This window comes from Kribbella sp. NBC_01484 (assembly GCF_036227145.1).
Lineage (GTDB): Bacteria > Actinomycetota > Actinomycetes > Propionibacteriales > Kribbellaceae > Kribbella.
On the sequence record NZ_CP109437.1, the window covers coordinates 537,863 to 560,760 of the forward strand.

The following is a 22,898-nucleotide window of genomic DNA, read 5'->3' on the forward strand; positions in this document are numbered from 1 at the left end:
AGCACAGGATGTCGTTCGTCGGACGGCCTACGGATGCCACGGACCGGACTCACACGTTCTACCCGCTCCAGCCCGGCTTCCCGGACCAACCGGCGTACGGCGTCCTGCGCGACCACTCCCAGGCCACGGTCGCTCTGGTCCTGGGCGTGATCGCGCTGTGCACCGGACTGCTGTTCGTGTCTCCGGTCGCCTGGTGGCTCGGCTCCCAGGCGACCGCGGAGATCGACGCCACGCCCGGCGTCTACAACAACCGGGGCATGGCTCAGGCCGGGCAGATCTGTGGCCTGATCGGCACAGTCCTGCTCGGAGCCGGCCTGTTGTTCCTGCTGCTGATCGTGCTGGTCTTCGCGTCCGCCTAGCTGCTGATGCCTAGCTGCTGATGTAGTTGGAGAGCTGTTCGCGTTCGAACTCGAGCTCGCCGATCCGGGACTTGACCACGTCACCGATGCTGACCAGCCCGGCCAGGCTGCCGTCGACCACGACCGGCACGTGCCGGATCCGGTGCTCGGTCATCAGCCGCATCAGGTTGTCGATCAGGTCGTCCGGGGTGGCGGTCCGGACCTCGGCGGTCATGATCGCGCTCACCCGGACCTCGCCGGCCTCCGGCGTACCGTTCCAGAGCCGGACGATGTCGCGCTCGGACACGATGCCGTCCACCGACGACCCGTCCGCGCTGACCACCACCGCGCCGATGTTGTGTTCGGCCAGCAGTGCGAGCAGTTCGGTGACAGTGGCTTCTGGGGAGATGGTGACGACCTGGTTGCCCTTGCCGCGCAGTACGTCCTTGATCTTCACGGAGCCTCCTGCAGTTCGAGGACCAATACCCCAAGGTAGCGAAATCCACCCCAATCCGGCAGTCCCCGCAGGTCACCAAGCGTGACAACGAAGGACAACCCGAACCAGTTGCCCCCGGCACCGATCAACCCCCAACTCCTGCAAAATGAAGGTTCTTTCCGAAGCCGACCCAGGTCACCCACCCTGGTTCTGGCACCGGAAGTAGAGGAGCCCGGGGACTGACTGCCAGACCGGGCGATCGCCGACCGGCTCGATCATCCGGACGACGGGCAGGCCTGCCGTCACCAAGGTGTTGACGTACGTCGACAGCATCCGGTGGTACGCGACGCGCGGCAGGATGTTCCACCGCGTGACGCTGTTGAAGGGACCCTCCTCGAAGTAGCGACCGGTGACGCGCCGGGTCGAGCCATCGACGTGATCGATGAGCTCACCGGCGACGGGCGTCTTGTAGCACGGGTGCACGATCGACGCCGCGAACCAGCCGCCAGGCTTGAGGATCCGCGCGATCGACCGCACCGCCGGCTCGAGTTCGGGGATGTCCATCAGCGCCATGTGGCACACCACCGCGTCGAACGCGGCGTCGGGGATCCGGCCGAGATCCTGCGCGTCGCCATGGACGTACTCGATGCCGCGCGGCGTCTGCTGCTCGAGCCTCCGCGCGTGGGCCACGAGCGATTCCGAGGCATCGATGCCGACCACCTCGGCGCCGAGATCGGCCAGACGTCGCGCGTCGCGGCCCTGTCCGCAAGCGACCGCGGCCACCCGCAGACCGCGCACGTCACCCACCAGTTCGTCGAACGTCGGATCGTCCAGGCCGGCGCCGTCGGGATCGACGGTCGCGTGGTAGGCATCGGCCAGCTCTTCGTACGCACTCGTCAGGTTCGTCATGTGTCTACCAACGGCAGCCGTGGTGCCGACGTTCCTTTTCTGCTCTGAGCCAACCGCACCACGCCGTCTGTGAACTACGTTGAGGCTGCCCCTGGGGCAGGCCCGATGCTGGGGAGCGAGACTGAGGAGGCCCACATGGAGTTGCTCGAACCGCCTCGGGTTGTCGAGCGGCCGGAGGCGGACTATCTCGGCATTCGGGTGGTCACGCCGTTCCGGGGCATGTTGAGCGTGCGGAACGAGCTGATCGACGAGCTCAGTGACTGGCTGGTTCGGGAGGGCGTAGACGACGCCGGACTGTTCTTCCTTCGGCTGCATGTGATCGACATGAACGGCCCGATGGACTTGGAGGTCGGCGTGACCACGCCTGGCCCGTTGAGCGGTGATGCTCGGGTGCGGCCGGACGTACTCCCGGCGGGCCGTTACGTGACGCTGACCTATCGCAACCACTCCCTCCGCGCGAACCGTGCCCTCCTCGACTTTGCCGGCGCAGCAGACCTCACGCTCGACCGTCGCGAGGTCGCCGACGGCGACCTGTTCGGCTGCCGGTACGAGTTGTTCCGCACGGATCCCCGCAAAGAGCCTCGCAAGACGAAGTGGGAGGTCGAACTCAACATCCGCCTCGCCGAACCGCCCGGCACCGGGGACTGACGCACCACACCCGCACCGCGGCTCCTGGGTCCGGGCTCTGCCCTGCGAAAACACCAGGCCCTTCGGCCCCGGCACCTCATAGGATCGGCGGGTTCGGGAGAGGGGTTTGGGTGAGCTGGCGGCAGGATCTCGCCGTACTGCGGCATCGGGACGTGCGGATCTTCGTGTCGGCCCGGTTCGTGTCGTTGCTCGGCTCGGCGATCGCGCCGATCGCCTTGGTGTTCGCCGTACTGGACGTGTCCGACAAGGCCGGCGCCGTCGGCACGGTGCTCGCCGCGCGCAGCATCCCGAACATCGTCTTCCTGCTCGCCGGTGGGGTGATCTCTGACCGGCTCCCCCGCAACCTGGTCCTGGTCGTCGCGAACTCGGTCAGCGGACTCACCCAGGGCCTCGCCGCCGCGCTGGTGCTGTCCGGTCACGCGACGATCTGGCAACTGGCCGCGATCGAGGCGGTGAACGGCGCCGCCGCCGCGTTCGTGATGCCGGCACTGACCGGCATCCTGCCGTCGATCGTGGACCGCGCCGAACTCCCCCAGGCGAACGCCGTGTCCGGTTTCGCCCGCTCGGTCGCGATGATCGGCGGTGGCGCGGTGGCCGGCGTGATCGTCGGCTTCACCGGACCAGGTGTCGGCCTGGCGGTCGATGCGGTCACATTCCTGCTCGGGGCGTACCTGCTCGCCCGCCTGTCGATCCCCAGAATCGCTCGGTCCACGAGCTCGGTACTGACCGATCTGCGGGTCGGCTGGGCCGAGTTCGTCTCGCGGCAGTGGGTCTGGACGGTCGTGCTGGGCTTCTGCCTGCTGAACGTGATCTTCGTGGCCTGCTACCGCACCCTCGGCCCGGTGATCGCGGACAACACCTTCGGCCGGACCGGCTGGGGTATCGCCAGCGCCTGCTTCGGAGTCGGACTGATCGTGGGCGGCGTGCTGATGATCCGGGTCAAACCCCGCTACCCGCTGCGGATCGGCATGTTCGGCATCCTGCTCGGCGCACCGATCATGGTCGTGCTGGCGCTGTCACCGAACACCGTCATGGTCGCGGCGATGTCGTTCCTGGTCGGCGTCAGCTACGAGATCTTCGGCATCGGCTGGGAGACCGCGCTCGGCCAGCACATCCCGATCGACAAGCTCTCCCGGGTCTCGTCGTACGACATGCTCGGCTCGATCATCGCCGTACCCATCGGCCAGTTGTCGGTCGGCGCCGTCGCAGCCGCCGCCGGCATCACCGCGGTCGAGCTGTACGGCGCCGGCCTGTACGTCGCGATCACCGCGGCAACCCTCGTCGTCCCGTCCGTCTGGCACCTGAGGCGAACCGAGTAGCCACGTAAGGTTGTGGTGTGAGCTTCATCGTGCCGGGGCAGGGGAAGAAGAACGAAGAGGTCATCGGCACGCGCGCCGGTGCCAAGCCGTTGACTCCCGAATCCACCACGCCGGCACCGGTCGAGGAGCCGCCGGTGGTGGAGTTCGCCGGGTGGTCGCCGGCGTTGCAGAAGGTGGTGCAGGACGACTTCCGGCGTACGAGCGCTCTCGCCGGATACCGCTGGAAGGCCGCCGACGCGGCTCTGGTCGACCTCGTCGGCGGGCTGGACGACCTCCTCGACCTGGCCGCCGACCGCATCCAGGACACAGAGCCAGGGCGGTCAGGGCGTCAGACCCGGAAGGCCTCTCCATCGACGGTCGAGGTCTCGTTCGACGAGGTGGCGGATCTGCTCGGCATACCGGCCGACGAGCTCGACGGGGCGATCGACGACGCCGGCCGTCCGGTCCGCCGGTCCCGGGCTGACCGTCGTACGGCGCAGCGAGCGATCAAGCAGCTCCGCATTCAGCTGCAACAGGTCGAAGTCACGATGGATCACACCCGCCTCACCCCACTGACCGGCTTCATCGTGAGACTCGTACTCGCCCTCGGCACCGCCGTCGACTCACAGTCCGCGTCCCAACTGGCCACGGGCAACGAGCACCTGGACACCCTGATTCCGCCGGCGGTCGGCGCGCTCGCCGCGTTCGCCCTCGAACGCAAGACAGCGGCGCTCGCAGACGCCTGGCACGAACACGAGCCGGCCACCCTCGCAGTCCAAACCCACAAGGACCTCCTCGAGTCCCTGACCGAAGCCAAGCCGACCATCGACACGGCCGCCGCCTTCCGCCTCCTCGTCCGCTCCGCCCGCGCCTGGGTCGCCTGCTTCCAACTGGACCGCCCCGCCACCGACAAACTCCAGTACTGGCAAGCCCTGGACGAACTCCCCGACGCCAGCCGAGACGATTCCCTCCAAGCCCTCCGCGACCGCCTGGAGGCCTTGGCCCCACCACGCTGAACTTGGTCGTTCCCAGCCCGCCGCCTCGACCGAGGCGTCGGGCTGTTTTCTGTGCGATGTGTGCAGCTCGACAGGAAGTATCCCTCGTAAAGCGCGTGCCGAGGAGCGTCCTCAGCGTGGCGGGAAGCCGGCGCGCCGAGGACCTCCTGTCGACCTTGCACACCCGACCACCGTTGCCACGGGCAACTGTCAGCGCCGGCCCCGACCCACAAGACACAACAAACCGCGCTACTCGTCTCCCACACGCGACGCGCGCGGATCGCCCGACCACGCACTCGAGTCGTGAGAGATGGTCGGCGAACGTCGATCTCTACGACCGAATCCCACGGTTCGCGTCACACGACGCGGAGCGGTGCCATTCAGCCCTTGATTGCGCCGCCCAGGGCGAAGGCGCCGCCGAGCTTCTTGCTGAGGAGGAGATAGAGGAGGAGGACGGGCATCGTGTAGATCAGGGAGTACGCCGCCAGTTGGCCGTAGTTCGGTTCGCCGTACTGGCTGAAGAAGGTGAAGATGCTGACCGAGGCCGGCAGGCGTTCGGGGGACAGCAGCAGCATGAACGGGACGAAGAAGTTTCCCCACATGCCGATGAAGGTGAAGATCAGCACCACCGCGATCCCCGGCCACATCAGCGGCAGGACGATCCTGCGCAGCGCCTGCATGTTGCCGGCACCGTCCACCCAGGCGGCTTCCTCGAGCGAGATCGGTACACCGTCCATGAACGTCTTCGTCAGCCAGATCGCGAACGGCAGCGAGGCGGTCGCCATGAACATGATCGTGCCGCCGAGGGTGTCGATCAGGTTCAGCTGCACGAACAGCCCGTACACCGGCACCATGACAGCGGTGATCGGCAGCCCGGTGCAGAACAGCACGGTCAGCAGGAACGGCCGGTTGAACTTCGACCTGAAGCGCGACAGCGGGTACGCCGCCAGCACTGCACACACCATGGTCAGCAGGGCGGCCCCACCACACAGCACGATGCCGTTGAACACCGGCCGGTAGGTCGTGTCGGTATTGAGCACCGCCTTGAAGTTCCCGAGTGTCGGATGCGTCGGGAACTCGACCCGCAGGCCGGCGGTCCGGTTGATCGACGCGAACAACACCCAGAGCAGCGGCAGCACGAACAGCACGCCGATCGCCAGCAGAACGAGGTTGGCGGTCAGTTTGCTGATCCGGTCGCGTGCGATCATGGGGCCTCCCGGCCTGGACTGAGGAGCGTAGGGAGCGAAGCGACTGGAGCGACGAGGGAAGGACGGGAGTCAAAGCCCCATGATCCGCCGCGCCGGAGGCGTGGCAATGACACTGTCACGCTGCCTCCGAGTTGAGTCCACGCAGGTAGATCAGCGAGAAGATCGCACCGATCGCCAGCATCACCAGGGCGATCGCCGTACCGTAGCCGATCTGGGAGAAGCTGAACGCCTGCTCGTACATGTACAGCGGCAACGTCTGACTCTTGGTCCCCGGGCCGCCACGGGTCATCGCGTAGATCAGGCCGAACACGCTCAGCGTCTGCAGCGTGATCAGCATCAGGTTGGTCATGATCGCCCGGCTGATCATCGGCAGCGTGACGAACACCAGCCGCCGCAGACCGGAGGCGCCGTCCATCTCGGCCGACTCCTCGATCTCCTTCGGTACTTCGCTCAGCGCGGCGGAGTACACCAGCATCGAGAACGCCGTACCGCGCCAGATGTTGGCCAGCGACACCGCGATGATCGGTGCCGCGTACAACCAGTCCTGGCCGGGCAGGCCGACGGCGTGCAGCATCACGTTCAGCGTGCCGTCGTCGTTGAAGAACGCGCTCAGCAGGTACGCCGCCACCACTTCCGGCAGCACCCACGCACCGATGACCGCCGTACCGACGAAGTTGCGGACCACCCTGGTGGACCTGCGCATCAGCAGCGACAGGCCGAGCCCGAGGGTGTTCTGCCCGATGATCGCGGAGATCAGCGTGAACACCAGCGTCAGCCAGATCGAGTTGGTGAACGCGCCGCTGCCGAAGGCCTTGCGGAAGTTGTCCAGCCCGACGAACTTCACGTTCGCCGCGCCGGTGCCGGTGAGCGCCATGTTGGTGAACGCGGCGTACAGGCAGTAGAGGATCGGGCCGGCCAGGAAGACCAGCATCAGCCCGATCGCCGGGCTCAGCGGCAGCATCCGGACCAGCTTGGCGGCCCGCGGCTTCCCGCTCTTTCCGGAGGACTTACCGGAAGGAGCGGGGGCCGCCGCCGTTGGAGCAATTGTCGTCGTCACAGGGGAGGGTTCCTTCGTGGGACGAGGGTTACTGACTTGTGGTCGTCTTGTCCTTGCCGACGATCCCTTCGACCGCTTCGTCGTAGTTCTTCGCCGCCTTGTCCGGCGTGGACTGCCCGGTCATCACCGACTCCATCGCGGTGATGATCTCGTTCGAGACCTTCGGGTACTCCGGCAGCGCCGGGCGGTACACGGTGACCGAGACCAGGTCGGTGAAGAACTGCGTGCTCTTCGAGGACTCCTTGTAGCCGGCGTCGGAGGCGACGTCCTTGCGGACCGCGATCTGCGCGCCGTTCGTGGCGTACTTGGCCGCGTTCTGCTGCGTCTGCAGGGTCTTGATGAAGTCCCAGGCCGCGTCGGGTGACTTCGACTTCGCCGGGATCGCCCAGGTCCAGCCACCGGAGAGGCTGACCTTGCCCTTGCCGCCACCGTCCTGCGTCGGCATCGCGGTCTGGCCGAGCACCTCACTCCACTGCGGCCACGGCTTCGGGCCGGTGCTCTGCCAGTTGTTGTAGAGCCACGAGCCGTCCAGCGCGATGGCCAGCTTGCCGCCCGGCAGCAGTTCGCTGCCGACGCGCGAGCCCATATTCGGGTCGAGCGCTTCCTTCGGCGACGGGCCGATGCCCTCGGTGTAGACGGTCTTGACGAAGTTCAGCGCGTCCTTGAAGCCCTGGCTGCCGACGACCCACTTCTGCTGGTCGTAGTTGTAGAGCGTGTCCTTGGTGCCGTAGAGCAGCATCTCGAAGCCCTGCATGGCCGAGGCTTCACCCATCGGCTTGCCGGAGTACACGTTCAGCGGGGTGACGCCGGGCACCTTCTGCTTGATGGTGCGCGCGGTGTTCAGGACGTCGTCCCAGGTCTTCGGCGCCCACTCGGCGGGCAGGCCGGCCTTCTGGAAGATCTGCTTGTTGTACCAGAGCGCCCGGGTGTCGGTGCCGTCCGGAATGCCGTACGTCTTGCCGTCCTGGCCCTTCGCGGCGCCCTTGGCGGTCTCCTCGAACTGACCCCAGTCCGACCAGCCCTTGATGTAGTCGTCCAGCGGCTTCAGGTACCCCGCGGTGATGTCGGAGTTGATCAGGAAGGTGTCCTCGTAGACGATGTCCGGCGCGGTGTTCGGCGACCGCATCATCAGCTGCAGCTTGGTGTAGTAGTCGTTCTCGCTCGCCACGATCGGCACGATCTCGACCTTCGAGCCCGGGTGCGCCGACTCGTACTCGGTCTTCACCCCGGTGAGGAAGGTCTTCATCACCGTTCCCGGGCCCCATTGCTGATAGGCGATCTTGATGTTCGCCGGGCCGGCGCTCTGCGAGCTTCCCGCCTCCGGCTGCTTGGTCGTCGAGCCCTGGCTGCAGGCCGTCACCGCCAGCAGCACCGCGCTCACAGCGGCCGCTACCTTGAAACGTTTCCTAGTCATCACGTCCACCTTCGGGCAATCGTTGTCATCCCGGTACCACGGCCCAAACCCAGCGGGCTTTCCGCGACCGTAGGAGTCCCGAGCGACCGAAGTCAATGCTTGACAGACAACGTTGTCCCCGCTTCCACGCGGTCACGCGGTGACCGGGAGGTAACAATCCGGTCACCGCGTTGTCATGACATTCAGACGGTCACGGGTTTTGCCTCGTGGCGCGGGTGTACGGCGCGCTGCGACCTCATCGCTCCGAGTGCACAAAGGGCGAGGCCGGCGACCAGCCAGCACGTCAGTACGACGAGTGGCCGGGCGGCTCCCGCACCGTCGAAGAAGCTCACCGAACGAAGCGCCGTACCTGCGGCTCCCGGCGGCAGCAGTTGACCCAGGGCACCCCAGCCGCTCGGCAGCATCTCGGGCGCACTCGTCATCCCGGACAGCGGGTTTCCCAGCAGCATCATCACCGCGCCACCCAGCGCCAGACCCGCCGTACCGAGCAACCACTCCAGACCGAGCAGCGTCAGGCTGATCGCCGCGATCGACATCGCGATCACGCCCGCGTTGCCCAAGTAGCTGCCTTCGAACGAACCCAGCCAGTACTGCAGTCCGGCGGCCAACGCGAGCCCACCCGTGATCGCGAACGCGACGGCGCCGATCATCCGCCTCGAACCGGACCGCACCAGTTGCGTCAGCGCGCCGGCGGCGATGATGCCACCGAGCACCAGCGGCAGCGCGCCGGCGGCCAGACCGGCACCGCGCGGATCATCCTTGGGAAGCGGCACGATATCCGTGACCTTCGCCGGGCTCTGCGGAGAGAGCCGGGTCGACAACTGCGTCAGCAGTTGCGCGACGACGGGACCACCGGCGGACGCGGTCAGCACCTCGGGCTGCGCCGAGTCGAGCACGATCGCGCCGTACGCGTCCCGGTCCTGGATCAGCTGAACCGCCGCGGCCCGATCGGGTACGGCGGTGACGTCGAAGCCGCCGGGCATCGCCTGATCGAGACCCGCCTTGACCTGCGCGACGGCTGGGCCGGGACCCGCGACGGCGAGCGGCACGTCCCGCGGTTCGGAGCGCGCGGCCGGCCAGGCGAAGGCGATCAGCAGCACGGTGAGCAGGGCGGTCAGCAGCGTGATGACTGCGACCAGCGGCGGGCGGCGGCGTTCGGCCGCGTGCACCTCAGCGGACATGAGGAGACTCCTTATAAAACCGAATGACCGTTCTTTATCAGTTCCGAGCCTGGAACATCGGTGGCGACTTGTCAAGAACGGACATTCGTTTTATGTTCCGGGTATGCCGAAAGTCACCGAGGAGCATCGTCTGGCCCGCCGTACGCAGATCGTCGACGCGGCCCGCCGCTGCGTGCTCGAGGAGGGCTTCCACAAGACGACGATGGCCGACGTGATCCGGGAGTCCGGCCTGTCCGCGGGCGCGGTGTACGGCTACTTCAAGAGCAAGGAGGAGATCGTCGCCGCAATCGCCGAGGACGCCCTCAGCGCAGTCGACGAACTCTTCCAGAAGATCCTCGCCACGGAACAGGTGCTGACTCCGCTGATGGCCCTCGAAGCCGCGCTCGACAACGTCGTCGCGGTCTCGGAGCGGCCCGGCGGCGACGTGACCCAGATCGCGGTCCAGGCCTGGGCGGAGGCGCTGCGCAACCCGGCGATCATGGCGACCGCGTCCGGCAAGTACAACCAGCTCCGGGACAACTTCGAGGCGGTCGCCCGCCGCGCGCAGGCCGACGGCACCGTCGACCCGGACACCGATCCCCGCTACATCGCCCAGGTCCTGTTCGGCATGGTGCCCGGCTTCGTCCTTCAACGCCTGCTGATCGGCGACGTCACCCCGGAAACCTACTCCGCCGGACTGCGGGCCTTGCTCCGGTCGTAGGTGGGGTTTTACCCACCCCGTACGGTGGTCCAGCACCCTGGGGAGGTGCGTCCGCGCTCCGTAGCGTCAAGCGCATGACGAAGAAGCGACGGTTGCAGGAAGCAGTCGGCGGGACCGAGTACTCGGTCGTCCTGCACGACGTACGACGGGTCTACGGCCGCGGCACCAACGCCGTCACCGCCCTCAACGGCATCAGCATGAACTTCGCCCCCGGCACCTTCACCGCGGTGATGGGTCCGTCCGGGTCGGGCAAGAGCACGTTCCTGCACTGTGCAGCCGGCCTCGACCGGCCCACGTCCGGCAGCGTGTTCATCGACGGCCAGGCGCTGGCCGGCCTGAGCGAGCGGAGGCTGACCGAGCTCCGCCGCGAGCGGATCGGGTTCGTGTTCCAGTCCTTCAACCTGCTGCCCGCGCTGACCGTCTGGCAGAACGTGACCCTGCCGCAGGAACTCGACGGCCGCCGGGTCAACCGCGCCGCGGTGCGTGAGGTCCTGGACCGCGTCGGGCTCGCGGACAAGCGCAAGAACCGCCCCGGCGAACTGTCCGGCGGCCAGCAGCAGCGCGTCGCCATCGCCCGCGCCCTGGTCGCGCGGCCGGCGGTGATCTTCGCCGACGAGCCGACCGGTGCCCTCGACACCCAGACCGCCGCCGACGTTCTCGAACTGCTCCGCGAGCCGGTCCGCACCCAGGGCCAGACCGTCGTCATGGTCACCCACGACCCGGTCGCCGCGTCGTACGCCGACCAGGTCGTGTTCCTCGCCGACGGCGTACTGGCCGGCAGCCTCACCGCTCCGACGGCCGAGCAGGTTGCCGACCGAATGACCCACCTCGGCGCGCGTTCGCAGCGAGGCTTCCAGGCGGTGACACGATGATGCGCCTGGCCGTCCGCACCTTGCGGCACCGCAAGAGCGGCTTCATCGCCACCTTCGTCGCGGTCGTCTTCGGCACCGGGATCGTGATGGCCTGCGGCGGCCTGATGGAGACGGGCATCCGCTCCAATGTCGAACCTCAGCGGCTCGCCGCCAGCTCACTTGTTGTCACCGGCAAGCAGTCGCATCTCCGCCCGGGCGCCGAGGACGCGACACCACTGCCCGAGCGGGTCGGCGTACCGGCCGATCTGGTCGCCAAGATCCGTTCTGTGCAAGGCGTTTCGGACGCTATCGGCGACCTCACTTTCCCGGCGGTCGGTACGGCGGTTGCCGAAGGCCACAACTGGTCCTCGGCGGTGCTGGCGCCGTACAAGTTGACATCCGGTCACGCCCCGCGCTCCGGCCAGGTCGTCATGCCGGGCGCCAAGGTCGGCAGCCAGGTCACCCTCGTGATCGACGGCGAGCCGAAGACCTTCACCGTCAGCGGCTCGGCCTCCGGCCCGGCCGGTCACGCATTCTTCGCCGACCGGGAAGCGGCCCGCCTGGCCGGCCGCCCGGCCCGGTTCGCGGACATCGGCGTACTGGTTGCCCCCGGCACCAATATCGACGACGTGCGAGACCGGATCAAGGCGCTGGACGGCAACATCACCGTCCGCGCCGGGATCGACCGTGGCCTGGCCGAGCAACCGGACGCCGAGTCGCACCGAACCGCGTTGATCTCGGTCGCCGGCTCCTTCGGCGGGATCGCGGCGATGACGATGATGTTCGTGGTCGCGTCCACGCTCGCGTTGTCCGCACAGCACCGCGAGCGCGAGTTCGCCCTGCTCCGCGGCATCGGTACGACGCCTGGTCAGGTCCGCCGGATGATCCTCGGCGAGGCGCTGCTCGTCTCGCTCCCGGCGGTCGCACTGGGTGCCGTGCCCGGGATCTTCCTCGGCCGCTTCCTGTTCGACCAGCTCGGTTCGCATGGCGTCGCATCGCCGGTCGTCGAGTTCTCGCAAGGCCTGATCCCGTTCGCGGCCGGTGCGGGTGCCGCCGTACTCGCGGCCATCGGCGCCGCACTGATCGCGGCCCGCAAGTCGGCGAAGATCCGGCCGGTCGAGGCGTTGATGGAGGCGTCGCTGCAGCGGAAGTGGTTCAGCTGGGTGCGCCTGCTCTTCGGCCTGGCGTTCCTCGGTGGTGGACTCGCGCTCCTGATCGTCACCGCGACCGTGATGACCGGTCCGCTCGCCGGCGCGACCGCGGGTCCGTCGATCCTCTGCTGGGCGATCGGTGTCGCACTACTCGGCCCGTTCTGGACCAAGGCGGTCCTCGCGGTGTGGCGCTGGCCGGTGCAGGCGCTGACCCGGGTCAACGGCCGCCTCGCGATCCGCAATGTCACGGCTCGCTCGGTGGCGATGTCGGCCGCGGTGATGCCGGTGATGCTTGCCGTCGGCATCTCGACCGCCAACCTCTACATGCAGACGACCCAGGTACACGCGGCCTCCGCGGCGTTCACGCGAGACTTGCGGGCGGACGCCGTACTGGTCTCGGATGCCGGCCTGTCCGCCACGATCGCGGACCAGGTTCGGGCGGTGCCGGGTGTGGCGAGTGCCTCCGCGTTCGTCCGCAGTACGGGAACCATCGACGAGCCGCGCAACGCACCCTTCGACGAGGACGGCGCTCCGTTGCTCGGCGTGGACGCGCAAGGCGCGGACGGTACGGCGCCGGTGCGGCTGACGAGTGGATCTCTGGCCGGCCTGAACGGGTCGACGGTGGCGTTGCCGGAGTACGTGGCCGGGAAGATCCACCGCGGGGTTGGCTCGACGATCAGCATGACGCTGGGCGACGGGACCCCGGTGACGCTGCGGGTGGTCGCGACCTTCGCCGCCGAACGCGGCTACGAGAACATCATCCTGCCCGCGTCGCTGCTCGCCCCGCACACCACGGACGGACTGACCAAGCAGCTCCTGGTCCGCACCGCGCCCGGCGCCGACGTCGGACCGGCCCTTGCCAAACTCGCCGCCGCGCATCCCGGCGTCCAGGTCGCCGACCGCGACTCTCTGGTCGCCACCAACGCGGAAGACCTGCAGACACAGGCGTGGGTCAACTACATGCTCGTCGGCATGCTGATCGCGTACACCGCCGTCTCGGTCGTCAACACCCTCGTCTCCTCGACGCTGCGCCGCCGCCGCGAGTTCGCCCTGCAGCGCCTCACCGGGTCGACCCGCATGCAGGTCCTCCGCATGCTGTGGACGGAAAGCACCCTGGTCACTCTGGCCGGCATCACCCTGGGCACCCTGGTAGCCCTGGCCTGCCTCATCCCCTTCTCCGCCAAAGTCTCCACCAGCGCCATCCCCACCGGCCCACTCTGGATCTATGGCGTGATCGTCGGAGCCGCCGCTTTCCTCACGTTCGGCTCGACTCTCCTCCCCGCCACCACAACCCTCCGCCACTCCCCCACCCAACCCACCCACACAGACTGAAGCCGGCCCGTTGAGTTGGAGGGTTGCCCACTCAGATTCTCAGGGGGCAAGCCTCCACCTCCGTGGGTGCCCACTGAAATGGAGGGTTCGCCCCGCGCGGGCGCGCAGCGACCGGGCTGGACCGAGGTCAGCGAGCCTAAGTGGGTCAGCGAGCCGGACCCGGGTCAGCGAGCCGAAGTGGGTCAGCGAGCCGGACCCGGGTCAGCGAGCCGGAGTGGGTCAGCGAGCCGAAGTGGGTCGGTGAGCCGGAGTGGGTCAGTGAGCCGGGGTAGGTTCGGCGACTGGTTGGAGGGCGATCGTGGTGGCCTGGACGATGCCGGCGTTGTCGCGGATCCAGCCGGACAGAACCACCTGCAGATCCTCGAGATCCCGTTCCTCCAGGATCACCCCGGGGACCGGCACACTCGCACCGAGCTCGGCCAGCACCGGCCGCAGATGCTGATCCGCCAGCAGCTTGTGACTCGGCGCCGCGGAGACCGTCACCGGCACCACGACCGCGCCCGCCAGCGCCTGCGGCCGCAAGACGTCCAGGAAGCTCTTCAGCAAACCGGTGTAGCTGCCCTTGTACACAGGCGTCGCGACCACGATCACCGACGCCGACGACACCAGATCGACCGCACTCTCCAGCGCCGCCCGCTCCTCGTCCGCGGCCCGCTCCCCCTGGAAGATCGCCGGCGCGAACGTCACCAAGTCGACCAGCTCATCGATCCGGTACGGCGTACCGAGCTCGGAGGCGAGCAACTCCGCAACGGACGCCGCAGCGGCCGCGGTCCGCGATCCCGGCCGCGGGTTGCCGACCACAGTGACGACAGACTGCGGCCACACCGGCGGATCCGGCACAACCTGCGGTTCGAAAGCGACTGAGGGCATCTGACCCATCTCCTGAGCTCGGCAAGTGATGGATCGAGCGTAGTCAAAGTCGAGCTGGCTACTTGACTTTCTCAGGATCCGAACGCCGGGCCCGGATCTTCACCGCCACGAACCACACCACGGCCGCCACCGCACCCGCGATCACGAGCTTCTGGAAGACGCCCACCGAGGACTCCACCACGTGCCAGCGCTCGCCGAGTTGATAGCCGGCGACGATCAGCAACGAGTTCCAGACCAGGCTGCCGATCGCCGTCAGCGGCAGGAACAGCCCCACCGGCATCCGCTCGACTCCGGCTGGAACCGAGATCAGGCTGCGCACGACCGGCACCAGGCGGCCGATCAGCACCGCCTTCGGCCCATGCCGGTTGAACCAGTCCTCAGCCTTGTCGATGTCCCGCACCTTCACCAACGGCAACTTCTCCGCGATCGCCCTGGTGCGATCCCGGCCGAGCCCCGCGCCCACGCCGTACAAGGCAAGTGCGCCGACGATCGAACCGAGCGTGGTGAAGACGATCGCGCTGACCAGCCCCAGCTCACCACGACTGGCCGCGAACCCGGCCAGCGGCAGGATGACCTCGCTGGGCGTGGCGGGAACAGATTCTCCAGCGCGACCGCTAGCCCGGCACCCGGCGCCCCCATCCGCTCCATCAGGTCGATGGCCCAGCCGGCCACTCCTCCGGTCGGCTCCTGTGTCGCCTGCAGCGCGGTCATCATCACCTGATTCGTCGTGAACATGGCGACGACGCTAGGCCCGCGCACACCACCCGCACACTGAGGCCAACCGCCGTCTCCGGGTCGGGCCACCCACCGTACCGACCGGGGGAAAACCCCACGTGCTCAGGCGATCCGAGGTCCGAGGAACAGGCCGCCGGTGGCATCCACGACCTGGCCGGTGATCCAGCGCGCGTCCTCCGAGGCGAGGAACGCGACGATGTCGGCCACGTCCTCGCCACGACCGAGCCGGCCCAGTGCGGTGTGGTGAGTGACGAAGTCAGCCAGCCCCGGCGTCTCGAAGAACGCGCCGTTCGCCTCGGTCCGGGTCGCGCCGGGAGAGACCGCGTTGACGGTGATGTTCCGCGGGCCCAACTCCTGGGCGAGCGTCAGGCTCATCGTCTCCAGCGCGGCCTTGGTCATCGCGAACGAGGTCTGGGTCGGGTTCGCGAAACGGGTCGCAGCCGACGAGAGCGAGACGATCCGGCCACCGTCGCGCATCATCGGCAGCAGCCGCTGGATCAAGAAGTACGGCGCTCGCACATTGACCGCGAACAGCCGATCGAACGCAGTCACGGTGTCGGTCTCGATCGGGCCGGCCGGAGCCGCCGCCGCGTTGTTGACCAGGATGTCCAGTGGCCGACCGGCCAGTCCTTCCGACAACTGCCCGGCCACCTCATCCACGTCACCCGGGGCTCCGAGTTCGGCGCCGATCAGGAAGCCACGCCCACCGATGCGTTCGAGCGTCTCGCCTGCTCCGGCCTTGTCGCTGTTGTAGTGCACCGCGACCTCGGCCCCGTCCGCCGCGAGCCGCGCCGCGATCGCCCGCCCGATCCCGCGCGAGGCGCCCGTCACCAAGGCGACCTTGTCGTTCATGTTAGATACTCTCATGATGTTAGTATCTACCACGTGAGCCTGAGGCAGCGCCAGCGCGCGGAGACGAAGCAACGGATCCAGCGGCAGGCGATCCGGCTGTTCGCCGAGCAGGGGTACGACGCCACCACGGTCAACGAGGTGGCGGCCGCGGCCGGCGTCGCCGCGATGACCGTGTACCGGAACTTCCCCACCAAGGAAGACCTCGTTCTGTACGACGACTTCGATCAGGTGGCCGCGGCGACGATCACCGCACTCCCCGCGAAAGGATCACTGGCGGACCGGATCGCGCGCACCATGCTGGCGACGTTCGATCTGGCGATCGCCCACGATCGGGACTTCCTGCTCACCCGGCTGCGGCTGATGATCTCGACACCGGCCCTCCAGGCCCGCCACCTCGACAGCCAGTACCGGCTGCAGGAGGCTTTCGTGACCGCGATCCGCGCCGGCTCCACCGACGCGGCGCTGGAGTTCCAGGCCCGCGCCGCCGCCAGCGCCTGCCTCGGCGTCGCCCACATCGCCTTACTCCGCTGGGCCTCCGAGGACGGCGAGACCAGCCTCCCCGACCTCTTCCGCGACGCCTTCACGGCAACTTTCGGGCACGCTGTCTGAGCCGTCGCGAACGACCCTGACGGCGTATATTCCTGATATGGAAAGTGCGTTCGAGGTGCTGGCGGAGGGGCGGCGGCGGGAGATCCTGGACCTGCTGCGCGCCGGTGAGCGGCCGGTCGGCGAGCTGGTCGACGAGCTCCACCTGAGTCAGCCCGCGGTGTCGAAGCACCTCAAGGTGCTCCGCGACGCCGGCCTGGTCGAGGTCCGCCGCGACGCACAGCGCCGCTGGTACCGTCTCCGGCCGGCACCGCTCGCCGAGATCGACGCCTGGCTCGCGCCCTACCGAGACCTCTGGCGCAACCGCCTGGACGCCTTGGAAGCCCACCTCGACACGATGGACTGAGCAACGGCAACTCAGCAACCGGGGACTGGGCAAGCGGCGGCTGAGCAATGACAACTCAGCAACCGGGGACTGAGCAACCGCCGACGGAGCAACGGCAGCTCAGCAACCGGGGCTGAGCGAGCCGCGGCTGAGCGAGCGCCGACTGAGCAACCGGCGGCTGAGCAACGGCCCGGAGTTGGGTCCGGGCCGCGCTGGTCGGGTCGGACGCGATCAGGTGCGCTCGGGGACGCGGAGGTGCGCGAGGACCAGCTCGAACTCGCCGACGTCGAGCACCTGGGACCCGGCGTCCTTCGTGGTCGCCGACCGCATCGACGCGGCCGCCTCCCGGTTCGCGTCCATCGCCTCCTGGCTGTCGTACGTCACCGACGAAACCCCACGGCCGGTGGTGCGGTCGACCAGCAGACTCGCGCTGCAGAAGCCGGCCAGGTCCTCGAGACGCGGCAGCGACGCCAGCTTGTAGACGTCGATCGCCCGCTCGAGGTTCGCGAGGTCAACAGTCACCCAGGTCGCCCGGACACAGGCGCCGGCAACGGAACGGTGATCGCGGTGCAGTACGGCGATCTCCCACTCCTGCACCTTCGGACTGCCACCGATCATCGCCGCGAGCCGGTCCCGGACCGGCCGGAGCTGTTCGTCGGTGGCCCGCATCGCGTCCGCCGACCGCCAGGCGCTGGTGGTGATGCACCGGCCCGACTCCCGGTCGGCCATCATCGACACGCCGATACAGCCGTCCAGCTCCAGCAGCATGGGCATCACCTCGTCGCGCACCTGCGCGATACCGGCGTCGAGCGATCCCGGTGCGGCGTGGATCGTGGTGGAACGCGCGTACACGACCCACCCCCTTACCCTCAGGGCAGCACCCCGCCGGCGCCGCCGGTCTATGCCCACCCTCCTCCGGCCGCCGCACCGGCGCAAGACACATCTCGCGTGCCGTACCAAGAACGTCGGCGTGTCAACAAGCTGCCCGAGTCCATCAGCTGTCCCCACGCCGGACCCGCTCTGATAGGTCAGCCCACCAGCGTGTGGGTCGACCTACCTGGTTCCGGCTGGTCAACCCGCCATCTCGTGGGCTCACCCACCACACGGCGGGTTCACCCACCGGGCTCCGGCTGAACAACCCGCCATCTCGTGGGCTCACCCACCACACGGCGGGGTTCGCCTACCCCGCTCCGGCTGAACAACCCGCCATCTCGTGGGCTGACCCACCAGACGGTGGGTTGGCCTGCCCGGTTTCGGTTGGTTAACCCGCCATCTCGTGGGCTCACCCATCAGAGGGGGTTCGACGGGGGTGCCGGCACGATCACAGCCCCCCACCGTTCTGGGGACATTGTTAGCGGAGCTCGGCCAGGTCGAAGACGTTGCCTTCGGGGTCGGCGAGGGTGATCCAGTGGGTGCCGTACTCGTCGTGTTCGTCGAGGCGCTTGGCGCCGAGGCCGATCAGGCGATCGAGTTCGGCCGACCAGTCGGCGCTGGCGAGGTCGACGTGCAGGCGGTTCTTGCCGGTGCGCGGCTCGGGGACCTGGACGAACATCAGTGTCGGCCCGTCGGCGGACCTGTTCACGGTGGCGAAGAACTGGTTGCTGTCAGCATCGACCTGGGTAACGAACACGTCGGCCCAGAAGGTCGCGAGGGCGCCCGCGTCGGCGCAGTCGAAGACGACGTTCTCGAGGGTGATGGACATGGATCAGCCTTTCAGTGCGGGGATCCGCTGGATCGGCCAGCAGATCTCGGTTCGATAGGTGGTGGGATCGGGGTCGTCCCCCGGCCCGACGACGTACAGCTCGCGGATCGGGCCCGGCGCGACCTCGCAGTGCTCGGCGACGTGCGAGCCGAGCGCGCCGTAGCTGCGGTCGAAGTCGGTCAGTGGCCCGCTGTGGACGGCGATCGCGAAGAACCCACCGGGCAGGTCGACGAGCTCGACCCCGTCGGCCGGCGCCTGGTCCGGCGCGACCGGCAGGAACGCGACGACCTGACCGGCCTCCTCGGTGAAGAACTCGTCGCTGTACGTCGCTCCCGCCCTGGCCTTGATGTCACCGGCGACCGCGTCGAGCTTGCCGAAGGCGTATTCGCACCACGGGCCGATGTCCTCGCGGTCCACCCGACCCTGGACGCCGTACGCCCGGAACGGGGGAATGAACCGGTATTCGACATCCAGCACGGGCTGCCCAGGCGTGAGCAGTTCACGTAGGGATGTGACGACCTCGCGGGTGTGTGCGAGCTCCTTCTCCATCCGCTCGAGATGCGTCCGCAGCGTCTCCTCACGCTTGACACCATCGGTCGACTCGACCAGGTCCCGGACCTCGGGCAACGGCATCCGCAGTTCGCGGAGCCGTCGGATCAGCAGCGCGGTCTCCACCTGAGTGGTGCCGTAGCGGCGGTAGCCGGACGACGGGTCGACCGACGCGGGCGCGAGCAGCCCGATCTCGTGGTAGTGGTGCAACGTCTTCACGCTCAGATGCGTGAGACGGGAGAACTCGCCGACCGTCACCGTTGCCGTCATGCGACAAGCTTCCACCCTCCGGTAACCGGAGGGTCAAACAGAACTCCTGCCGCAGGAGGAGAAGAAGATGAAGAAGAGGGGTGAGCAGGCCGGAACCTGCCCACCCCTCTGCGGCTCAGCCGCGTCAGCGGATCACCTAGCTCAGCCGCGTCAGCGGATCACCTAGCTCAGCCGCGTCAGCGGATCACCTGGCTCGGCCGCGTCAGCGGCGGACCTAGCTCAGCCGCGGTAGCGGCCGATGACCTTGGTGTAGTCCCAGGGCTGCTGGGAGACGCCACCGCAGGAGTCCGCCGGCCCGCCGGTGCACGGCCGGTCACGGTTCACCGACCAGAACGTGAAGCGCGCCAGGTGGTGCTCTGACGCGTACGACAGCATCGACTCGAAGTCGGACAGGTTGACCCGCTCGCCGGCCACATCGGTGATCCCGTTCATCGACGAGATGCCGATCTTCCGGTACGCCGCGTCGTCGCTCAGCCCGTACGCCGCCTTGACCTGGTTCTTCAGCCCGTCGGCCGCCTGCCGGGTCAGCGTGCCCATGTTGGTCGAGCCGCCGCCGAAGTCGAACGGCATGATCACCCAGCCGTCGAGGTTCAGCCCGGAGGCCGCGCCACGCTGGATCAGGTCCTGACCGTTCCCGTCCGGCCCGGAGGTCGTCGTGCCGAAGGTCAGGTAGGTGACGATCCCGGGGTTGTTCTGCTCGATGATCTTCAGCGCGTCGATCACCTTCTGCCGGACCGCCGCCTGGGCGATCTCCTGGTCCTCGATGTCGATGTCGATCGCCTTCAGCGACAGCGCGTTGATCACCTTCTGGTACGCGCCGGCCAGTTCACTCGCCGACCCACAGCTCTGCCCGAGCTTGTTGCCGGACCAGCCGCCGATCGACACCACTGCGTCTCCACCGTTGGCGCGGATCGTGCTCAGCGCTTGCTGATCGACTCCACCCGTGAGCGGCCGGCCGCCGTCCCACATCGGGTTGCAGTACCCGTTGGACAGAATGAAAGCCATCGTGAACCACTTCACCCCGGTCGCGTTCATCACGGTCGCCGGGTTGGGCGGGCTGCCCCAGCCCTGGTACAGGTACGGCGCTGCCGCCATCGGCGCGCCACCGGTCGGCGGTCCGTCATCGGCAGCCGGGACGTTCCATTTCTGGTTCGCCGTACCAGCGCAGGTCCACAGCTGCAACGGCGTACCGTTCGCGGAGTTGTTGCCGGTGACATCGAGACACTTGTTCGCCTGCGGGTTCACCAGATCCCGGCCGGCCGTGTAGGTCCACTGCTGCGCGGCGCTGCCGTTGCAGGTCCACAGCTGGATGCGAGCACCGTTCGCCACCGAGCCGGCGCTGACATCCAGGCACTTGCCGAGCGCCGTCAACGTGCCATTCGAGCTGCGGGTCCAGCTCTGCGCGCCCGTTCCGTTGCAGTCGTACAGCTGTACGACGGTCCCGTCGGCACTGTTGGCCGCGGCAACGTCGGCGCACTTCCCGGCCAACCCCGTGATCGTCCCGGTCGCCGCCTGCGCGGGTGCAGCCGTCATCAGCAGTCCCGCACCGAGCACCAGAGCCGCCGCGACCGCCGCCACCCGGCGCATCAGACGGTCCACTTCTGGTTCGCGGCGCCCGTGCAGGTCCAGAGCTGCAACGGGGTCGCGTTCGCGGAGTTGTTGCCGGTGACATCAAGACACTTGTTCGCCTGCGGATTCACCAGATCTCTCCCACTCGTATAAGTCCACTGTTGCGCCGCACTGCCGTTGCACGAGTACAGCTGGACGCGAGCGCCGTCGGCGGTCGAGCCGGCGTTCACATCGAGGCACTTGCCCAGAGCCCGGATCGTTCCGTCACCAGGCCGGGTCCACTGCTGCGCGGCCGTACCGTTGCAGTCGTAGAGCTGCACTGCCGTACCGTCCGCGCTGTTGGCTCCGGCAACATCGATGCACTTGCCGGCCAGCCCGGTGATCTGGGAGCCGCCACCACCGCCGCCCTGTGTGCCGGACCAGGTGAAGGTCGCGGACGTCTTGGTAGGCAGCGTGTAGACGAAGGACTGCGAACCCCAGTTCACCCGAACCGACTGCGAACTGCCGGTGGTGTTGAACGCGATCAGCGCCTTCGAGCCGTCCGGGTTCTTCCAGGCCACGTTCTTCACCGAGGCGTTCGCGGTCGAGTCGATCCGCAGCGCGCCCGGCTTCACGAACTTGGTCAGGTGGCCCATCGTGTAGTACTCGACCGTCTTGGTGACCTGACCGCGCTGGCCGTCGTTGCGGTGCACGGTGACCAGTCCGGTGCAGACGTTGCAGCCGGCACCGACGTACGGCAGGTGGGCCTCGTCCAGCGCGATGCCCCACTTCACCCACGACTTGTCCCAGTTGCGGGTGTAGTCGACCAGGTTGTTCATGTCCTCGACCTGCTGGTTCGGGATCCACGTGCCGCCCGAGTGCTCGGTCATGTAGGCGTTCACGTTCGGGTACTGGTTGTGGATCTGCGTCTGCAGGTTCACGTCACCGCCGTACCCGTGCCAGGCGATGCCGCCGAAGTTCGGGTCGTTGCGCAGTGCGGCGTCGGCGAGCGGGACCGAACCGAGGTCGTCGTAGTTGCCCCAGTTGTAGTCGAGGATCAGCACCTTGGTGCTCAGCCCGGCGGCGTGCAGCGCGGGCATCAGGTTGTTCTTGGTGAACTCCAGCAGCCCGGACCCGTTCCAGTTCATCGACGCGTAGCCGGTACTGTCTGTGCCGCAACAGGTCGGTTCGTTCTGCACCGAGACGTAGTCGATGTGGTTGCCCTGGGCCTCGTTCTGCTGGATGTACTTGACGAAGTACTGCGCGTACATCGGGTAGTACTCGGCCTTCAGCCAGCCGCGGTGGACGAAGTCGTTGTTGTCCTTCATCCAGGCCGGCGCGCTCCACGGCGAGCCCATCACCTTGACCGCCGGGTTGAGCTGCCGGGCCTGCTTGGTCAGCGGAACCACGTCGGCGAGGTCGTGGGAGATGCTGAAGTCGTTCAGGTCGCAGCAGGTGTCGTCGAAGGAGTAGTTGAACCGGGCCAGGTCAGAGGCGCCCATCGGGTTGCGGATGAAGGACAGGCCGATCCCGTTGACCGGGTCGAACAGGTCCTTCATCACCTGGTCGCGGGTGGCCGCGGAGATCGTGTTGCTGCTGTTCAGCAGCCAGGCGGAACTGTCGGCGAACGACGCGCCACCGCCCTCGAAGGACTGGTACGTCGTGTTCTCGTTGACCGTGATCGTCTGGTTGGCCGAGCCGCCGGCCGGGCCGAAGTTCACCGGCGTCTGCTGCTGCAGACCGCGGGTGACGTTCTGGCCGGCCGAGTCGTTGGTGGTGGTCAGCCAGATGTTGACCTGCTCACCGGCGGCCTGGGCGGATGGGGCGGTGCCGAAACCGAGTCCGGCGGCGGCCACGCACAAGGCGGCGACCGCAACCGGCAGGAAGCGTTTCGCGGGCATGGGGCGGTTCTCCCTTGTACTA

General features: G+C 67.9%; 23 protein-coding genes. 9 read left to right on the top strand and 14 right to left on the bottom strand.

Annotation, left to right across the window (positions count from 1 at the left end):
- The first annotated feature begins 8 nt into the window (after positions 1-8).
- Positions 9-359: a DUF4190 domain-containing protein gene (locus OG555_RS02515; protein WP_329480759.1), complete on the top strand. Its 351-nt coding sequence runs from the start codon at positions 9-11 to the stop codon at positions 357-359.
- Between the two features lie 10 nt (positions 360-369).
- Here OG555_RS02515 and OG555_RS02520 read toward each other — a convergent pair whose 3' ends face one another.
- On the bottom strand, positions 370-795 hold the full coding sequence (locus OG555_RS02520) for a CBS domain-containing protein (protein ID WP_329480762.1): 426 nt from the start codon (positions 793-795) through the stop codon (positions 370-372).
- A 174-nt stretch (positions 796-969) separates the two neighbouring features.
- Entirely contained in the window at positions 970-1,683 is a 714-nt protein-coding gene (locus tag OG555_RS02525; RefSeq protein WP_329480764.1) for a class I SAM-dependent methyltransferase, read from the bottom strand.
- A 135-nt stretch (positions 1,684-1,818) separates the two neighbouring features.
- Between OG555_RS02525 and OG555_RS02530 the strand changes: the two genes are divergently transcribed.
- The 3 genes from OG555_RS02530 (at position 1,819) to OG555_RS02540 (ending at position 4,645) form a co-directional block, all read left to right on the top strand.
- Positions 1,819-2,331, top strand: coding sequence for a GyrI-like domain-containing protein (locus OG555_RS02530; protein ID WP_329480766.1), 513 nt, complete (start codon positions 1,819-1,821; stop codon positions 2,329-2,331).
- A gap of 110 nt (positions 2,332-2,441) precedes the next feature.
- Complete coding sequence (locus OG555_RS02535; protein WP_329480768.1) at positions 2,442-3,650, top strand: MFS transporter; 1,209 nt, start codon at positions 2,442-2,444, stop codon at positions 3,648-3,650.
- 17 nt (positions 3,651-3,667) lie between these two features.
- Complete coding sequence (locus OG555_RS02540) at positions 3,668-4,645, top strand: hypothetical protein (protein ID WP_329480770.1); 978 nt, start codon at positions 3,668-3,670, stop codon at positions 4,643-4,645.
- 359 nt (positions 4,646-5,004) lie between these two features.
- On the opposite strand, the gene OG555_RS02545 is transcribed toward OG555_RS02540, so the two are convergent.
- The 4 genes from OG555_RS02545 to OG555_RS02560 form a co-directional block, all read right to left on the bottom strand.
- On the bottom strand, positions 5,005-5,832 hold the full coding sequence (locus OG555_RS02545; RefSeq protein WP_329480783.1) for a carbohydrate ABC transporter permease: 828 nt from the start codon (positions 5,830-5,832) through the stop codon (positions 5,005-5,007).
- Between the two features lie 115 nt (positions 5,833-5,947).
- Positions 5,948-6,889, bottom strand: a complete 942-nt coding sequence (locus OG555_RS02550; RefSeq protein WP_329480785.1) for a carbohydrate ABC transporter permease — start codon at positions 6,887-6,889, stop codon at positions 5,948-5,950.
- Positions 6,890-6,917: 28 nt separating this feature from the next.
- Complete coding sequence (locus tag OG555_RS02555) at positions 6,918-8,303, bottom strand: extracellular solute-binding protein (protein ID WP_329480787.1); 1,386 nt, start codon at positions 8,301-8,303, stop codon at positions 6,918-6,920.
- 182 nt (positions 8,304-8,485) lie between these two features.
- Complete coding sequence (locus OG555_RS02560; RefSeq protein WP_329480788.1) at positions 8,486-9,484, bottom strand: hypothetical protein; 999 nt, start codon at positions 9,482-9,484, stop codon at positions 8,486-8,488.
- 103 nt (positions 9,485-9,587) lie between these two features.
- On the opposite strand from OG555_RS02560, the gene OG555_RS02565 reads away from it, so the two are divergent.
- From OG555_RS02565 to OG555_RS02575, 3 genes are all read left to right on the top strand, one after another.
- Entirely contained in the window at positions 9,588-10,184 is a 597-nt protein-coding gene (locus OG555_RS02565; protein WP_329480789.1) for a TetR/AcrR family transcriptional regulator, read from the top strand.
- A gap of 74 nt (positions 10,185-10,258) precedes the next feature.
- Entirely contained in the window at positions 10,259-11,056 is a 798-nt protein-coding gene (locus tag OG555_RS02570) for an ABC transporter ATP-binding protein (RefSeq protein WP_329480791.1), read from the top strand.
- Positions 11,053-13,518, top strand: a complete 2,466-nt coding sequence (locus OG555_RS02575) for an FtsX-like permease family protein (protein WP_329480793.1) — start codon at positions 11,053-11,055, stop codon at positions 13,516-13,518. Before OG555_RS02570 ends, OG555_RS02575 begins: the two co-directional genes overlap by 4 nt.
- Positions 13,519-13,773: 255 nt before the next feature.
- On the opposite strand, the gene OG555_RS02580 is transcribed toward OG555_RS02575, so the two are convergent.
- The 3 genes from OG555_RS02580 to OG555_RS02590 all read right to left on the bottom strand — a co-directional run bounded on the left by OG555_RS02580 (position 13,774) and on the right by OG555_RS02590 (position 15,975).
- Positions 13,774-14,388, bottom strand: coding sequence for an NADPH-dependent FMN reductase (locus tag OG555_RS02580; protein ID WP_329480800.1), 615 nt, complete (start codon positions 14,386-14,388; stop codon positions 13,774-13,776).
- 58 nt (positions 14,389-14,446) lie between these two features.
- Positions 14,447-15,052 carry a DedA family protein gene (locus OG555_RS02585; RefSeq protein WP_329484759.1) on the bottom strand — a complete coding sequence of 202 codons (606 nt, stop codon included), beginning with the start codon at positions 15,050-15,052 and terminating at the stop codon, positions 14,447-14,449.
- 173 nt (positions 15,053-15,225) lie between these two features.
- A complete protein-coding gene (locus OG555_RS02590; protein ID WP_329480802.1) occupies positions 15,226-15,975 on the bottom strand; it encodes an SDR family oxidoreductase in 750 nt (249 codons plus the stop codon).
- Positions 15,976-16,008: 33 nt separating this feature from the next.
- Between OG555_RS02590 and OG555_RS02595 the strand changes: the two genes are divergently transcribed.
- Complete coding sequence (locus tag OG555_RS02595; protein ID WP_329480804.1) at positions 16,009-16,584, top strand: TetR/AcrR family transcriptional regulator; 576 nt, start codon at positions 16,009-16,011, stop codon at positions 16,582-16,584.
- Positions 16,585-16,621: 37 nt separating this feature from the next.
- On the top strand, positions 16,622-16,927 hold the full coding sequence (locus OG555_RS02600) for an ArsR/SmtB family transcription factor (RefSeq protein ID WP_329480806.1): 306 nt from the start codon (positions 16,622-16,624) through the stop codon (positions 16,925-16,927).
- A 210-nt stretch (positions 16,928-17,137) separates the two neighbouring features.
- Here the strand turns inward: OG555_RS02600 and OG555_RS02605 are convergent, their stop codons facing one another.
- The 5 genes from OG555_RS02605 to OG555_RS02625 all read right to left on the bottom strand — a co-directional run bounded on the left by OG555_RS02605 (position 17,138) and on the right by OG555_RS02625 (position 22,876).
- Positions 17,138-17,758 (bottom strand): antibiotic biosynthesis monooxygenase, encoded by a 621-nt coding sequence (locus OG555_RS02605; RefSeq protein WP_329480808.1) that lies wholly within the window; start codon positions 17,756-17,758, stop codon positions 17,138-17,140.
- A gap of 499 nt (positions 17,759-18,257) precedes the next feature.
- A complete protein-coding gene (locus OG555_RS02610; protein ID WP_329480810.1) occupies positions 18,258-18,608 on the bottom strand; it encodes a VOC family protein in 351 nt (116 codons plus the stop codon).
- 3 nt (positions 18,609-18,611) lie between these two features.
- Complete coding sequence (locus OG555_RS02615) at positions 18,612-19,427, bottom strand: MerR family transcriptional regulator (RefSeq protein ID WP_329480812.1); 816 nt, start codon at positions 19,425-19,427, stop codon at positions 18,612-18,614.
- Between the two features lie 219 nt (positions 19,428-19,646).
- Positions 19,647-21,014, bottom strand: coding sequence for a ricin-type beta-trefoil lectin domain protein (locus OG555_RS02620; RefSeq protein ID WP_329480814.1), 1,368 nt, complete (start codon positions 21,012-21,014; stop codon positions 19,647-19,649).
- On the bottom strand, positions 21,014-22,876 hold the full coding sequence (locus tag OG555_RS02625; RefSeq protein WP_329480816.1) for a lectin: 1,863 nt from the start codon (positions 22,874-22,876) through the stop codon (positions 21,014-21,016). The genes OG555_RS02620 and OG555_RS02625 overlap by 1 nt, the downstream gene beginning before the upstream one ends.
- Positions 22,877-22,898 lie beyond the last annotated feature (22 nt).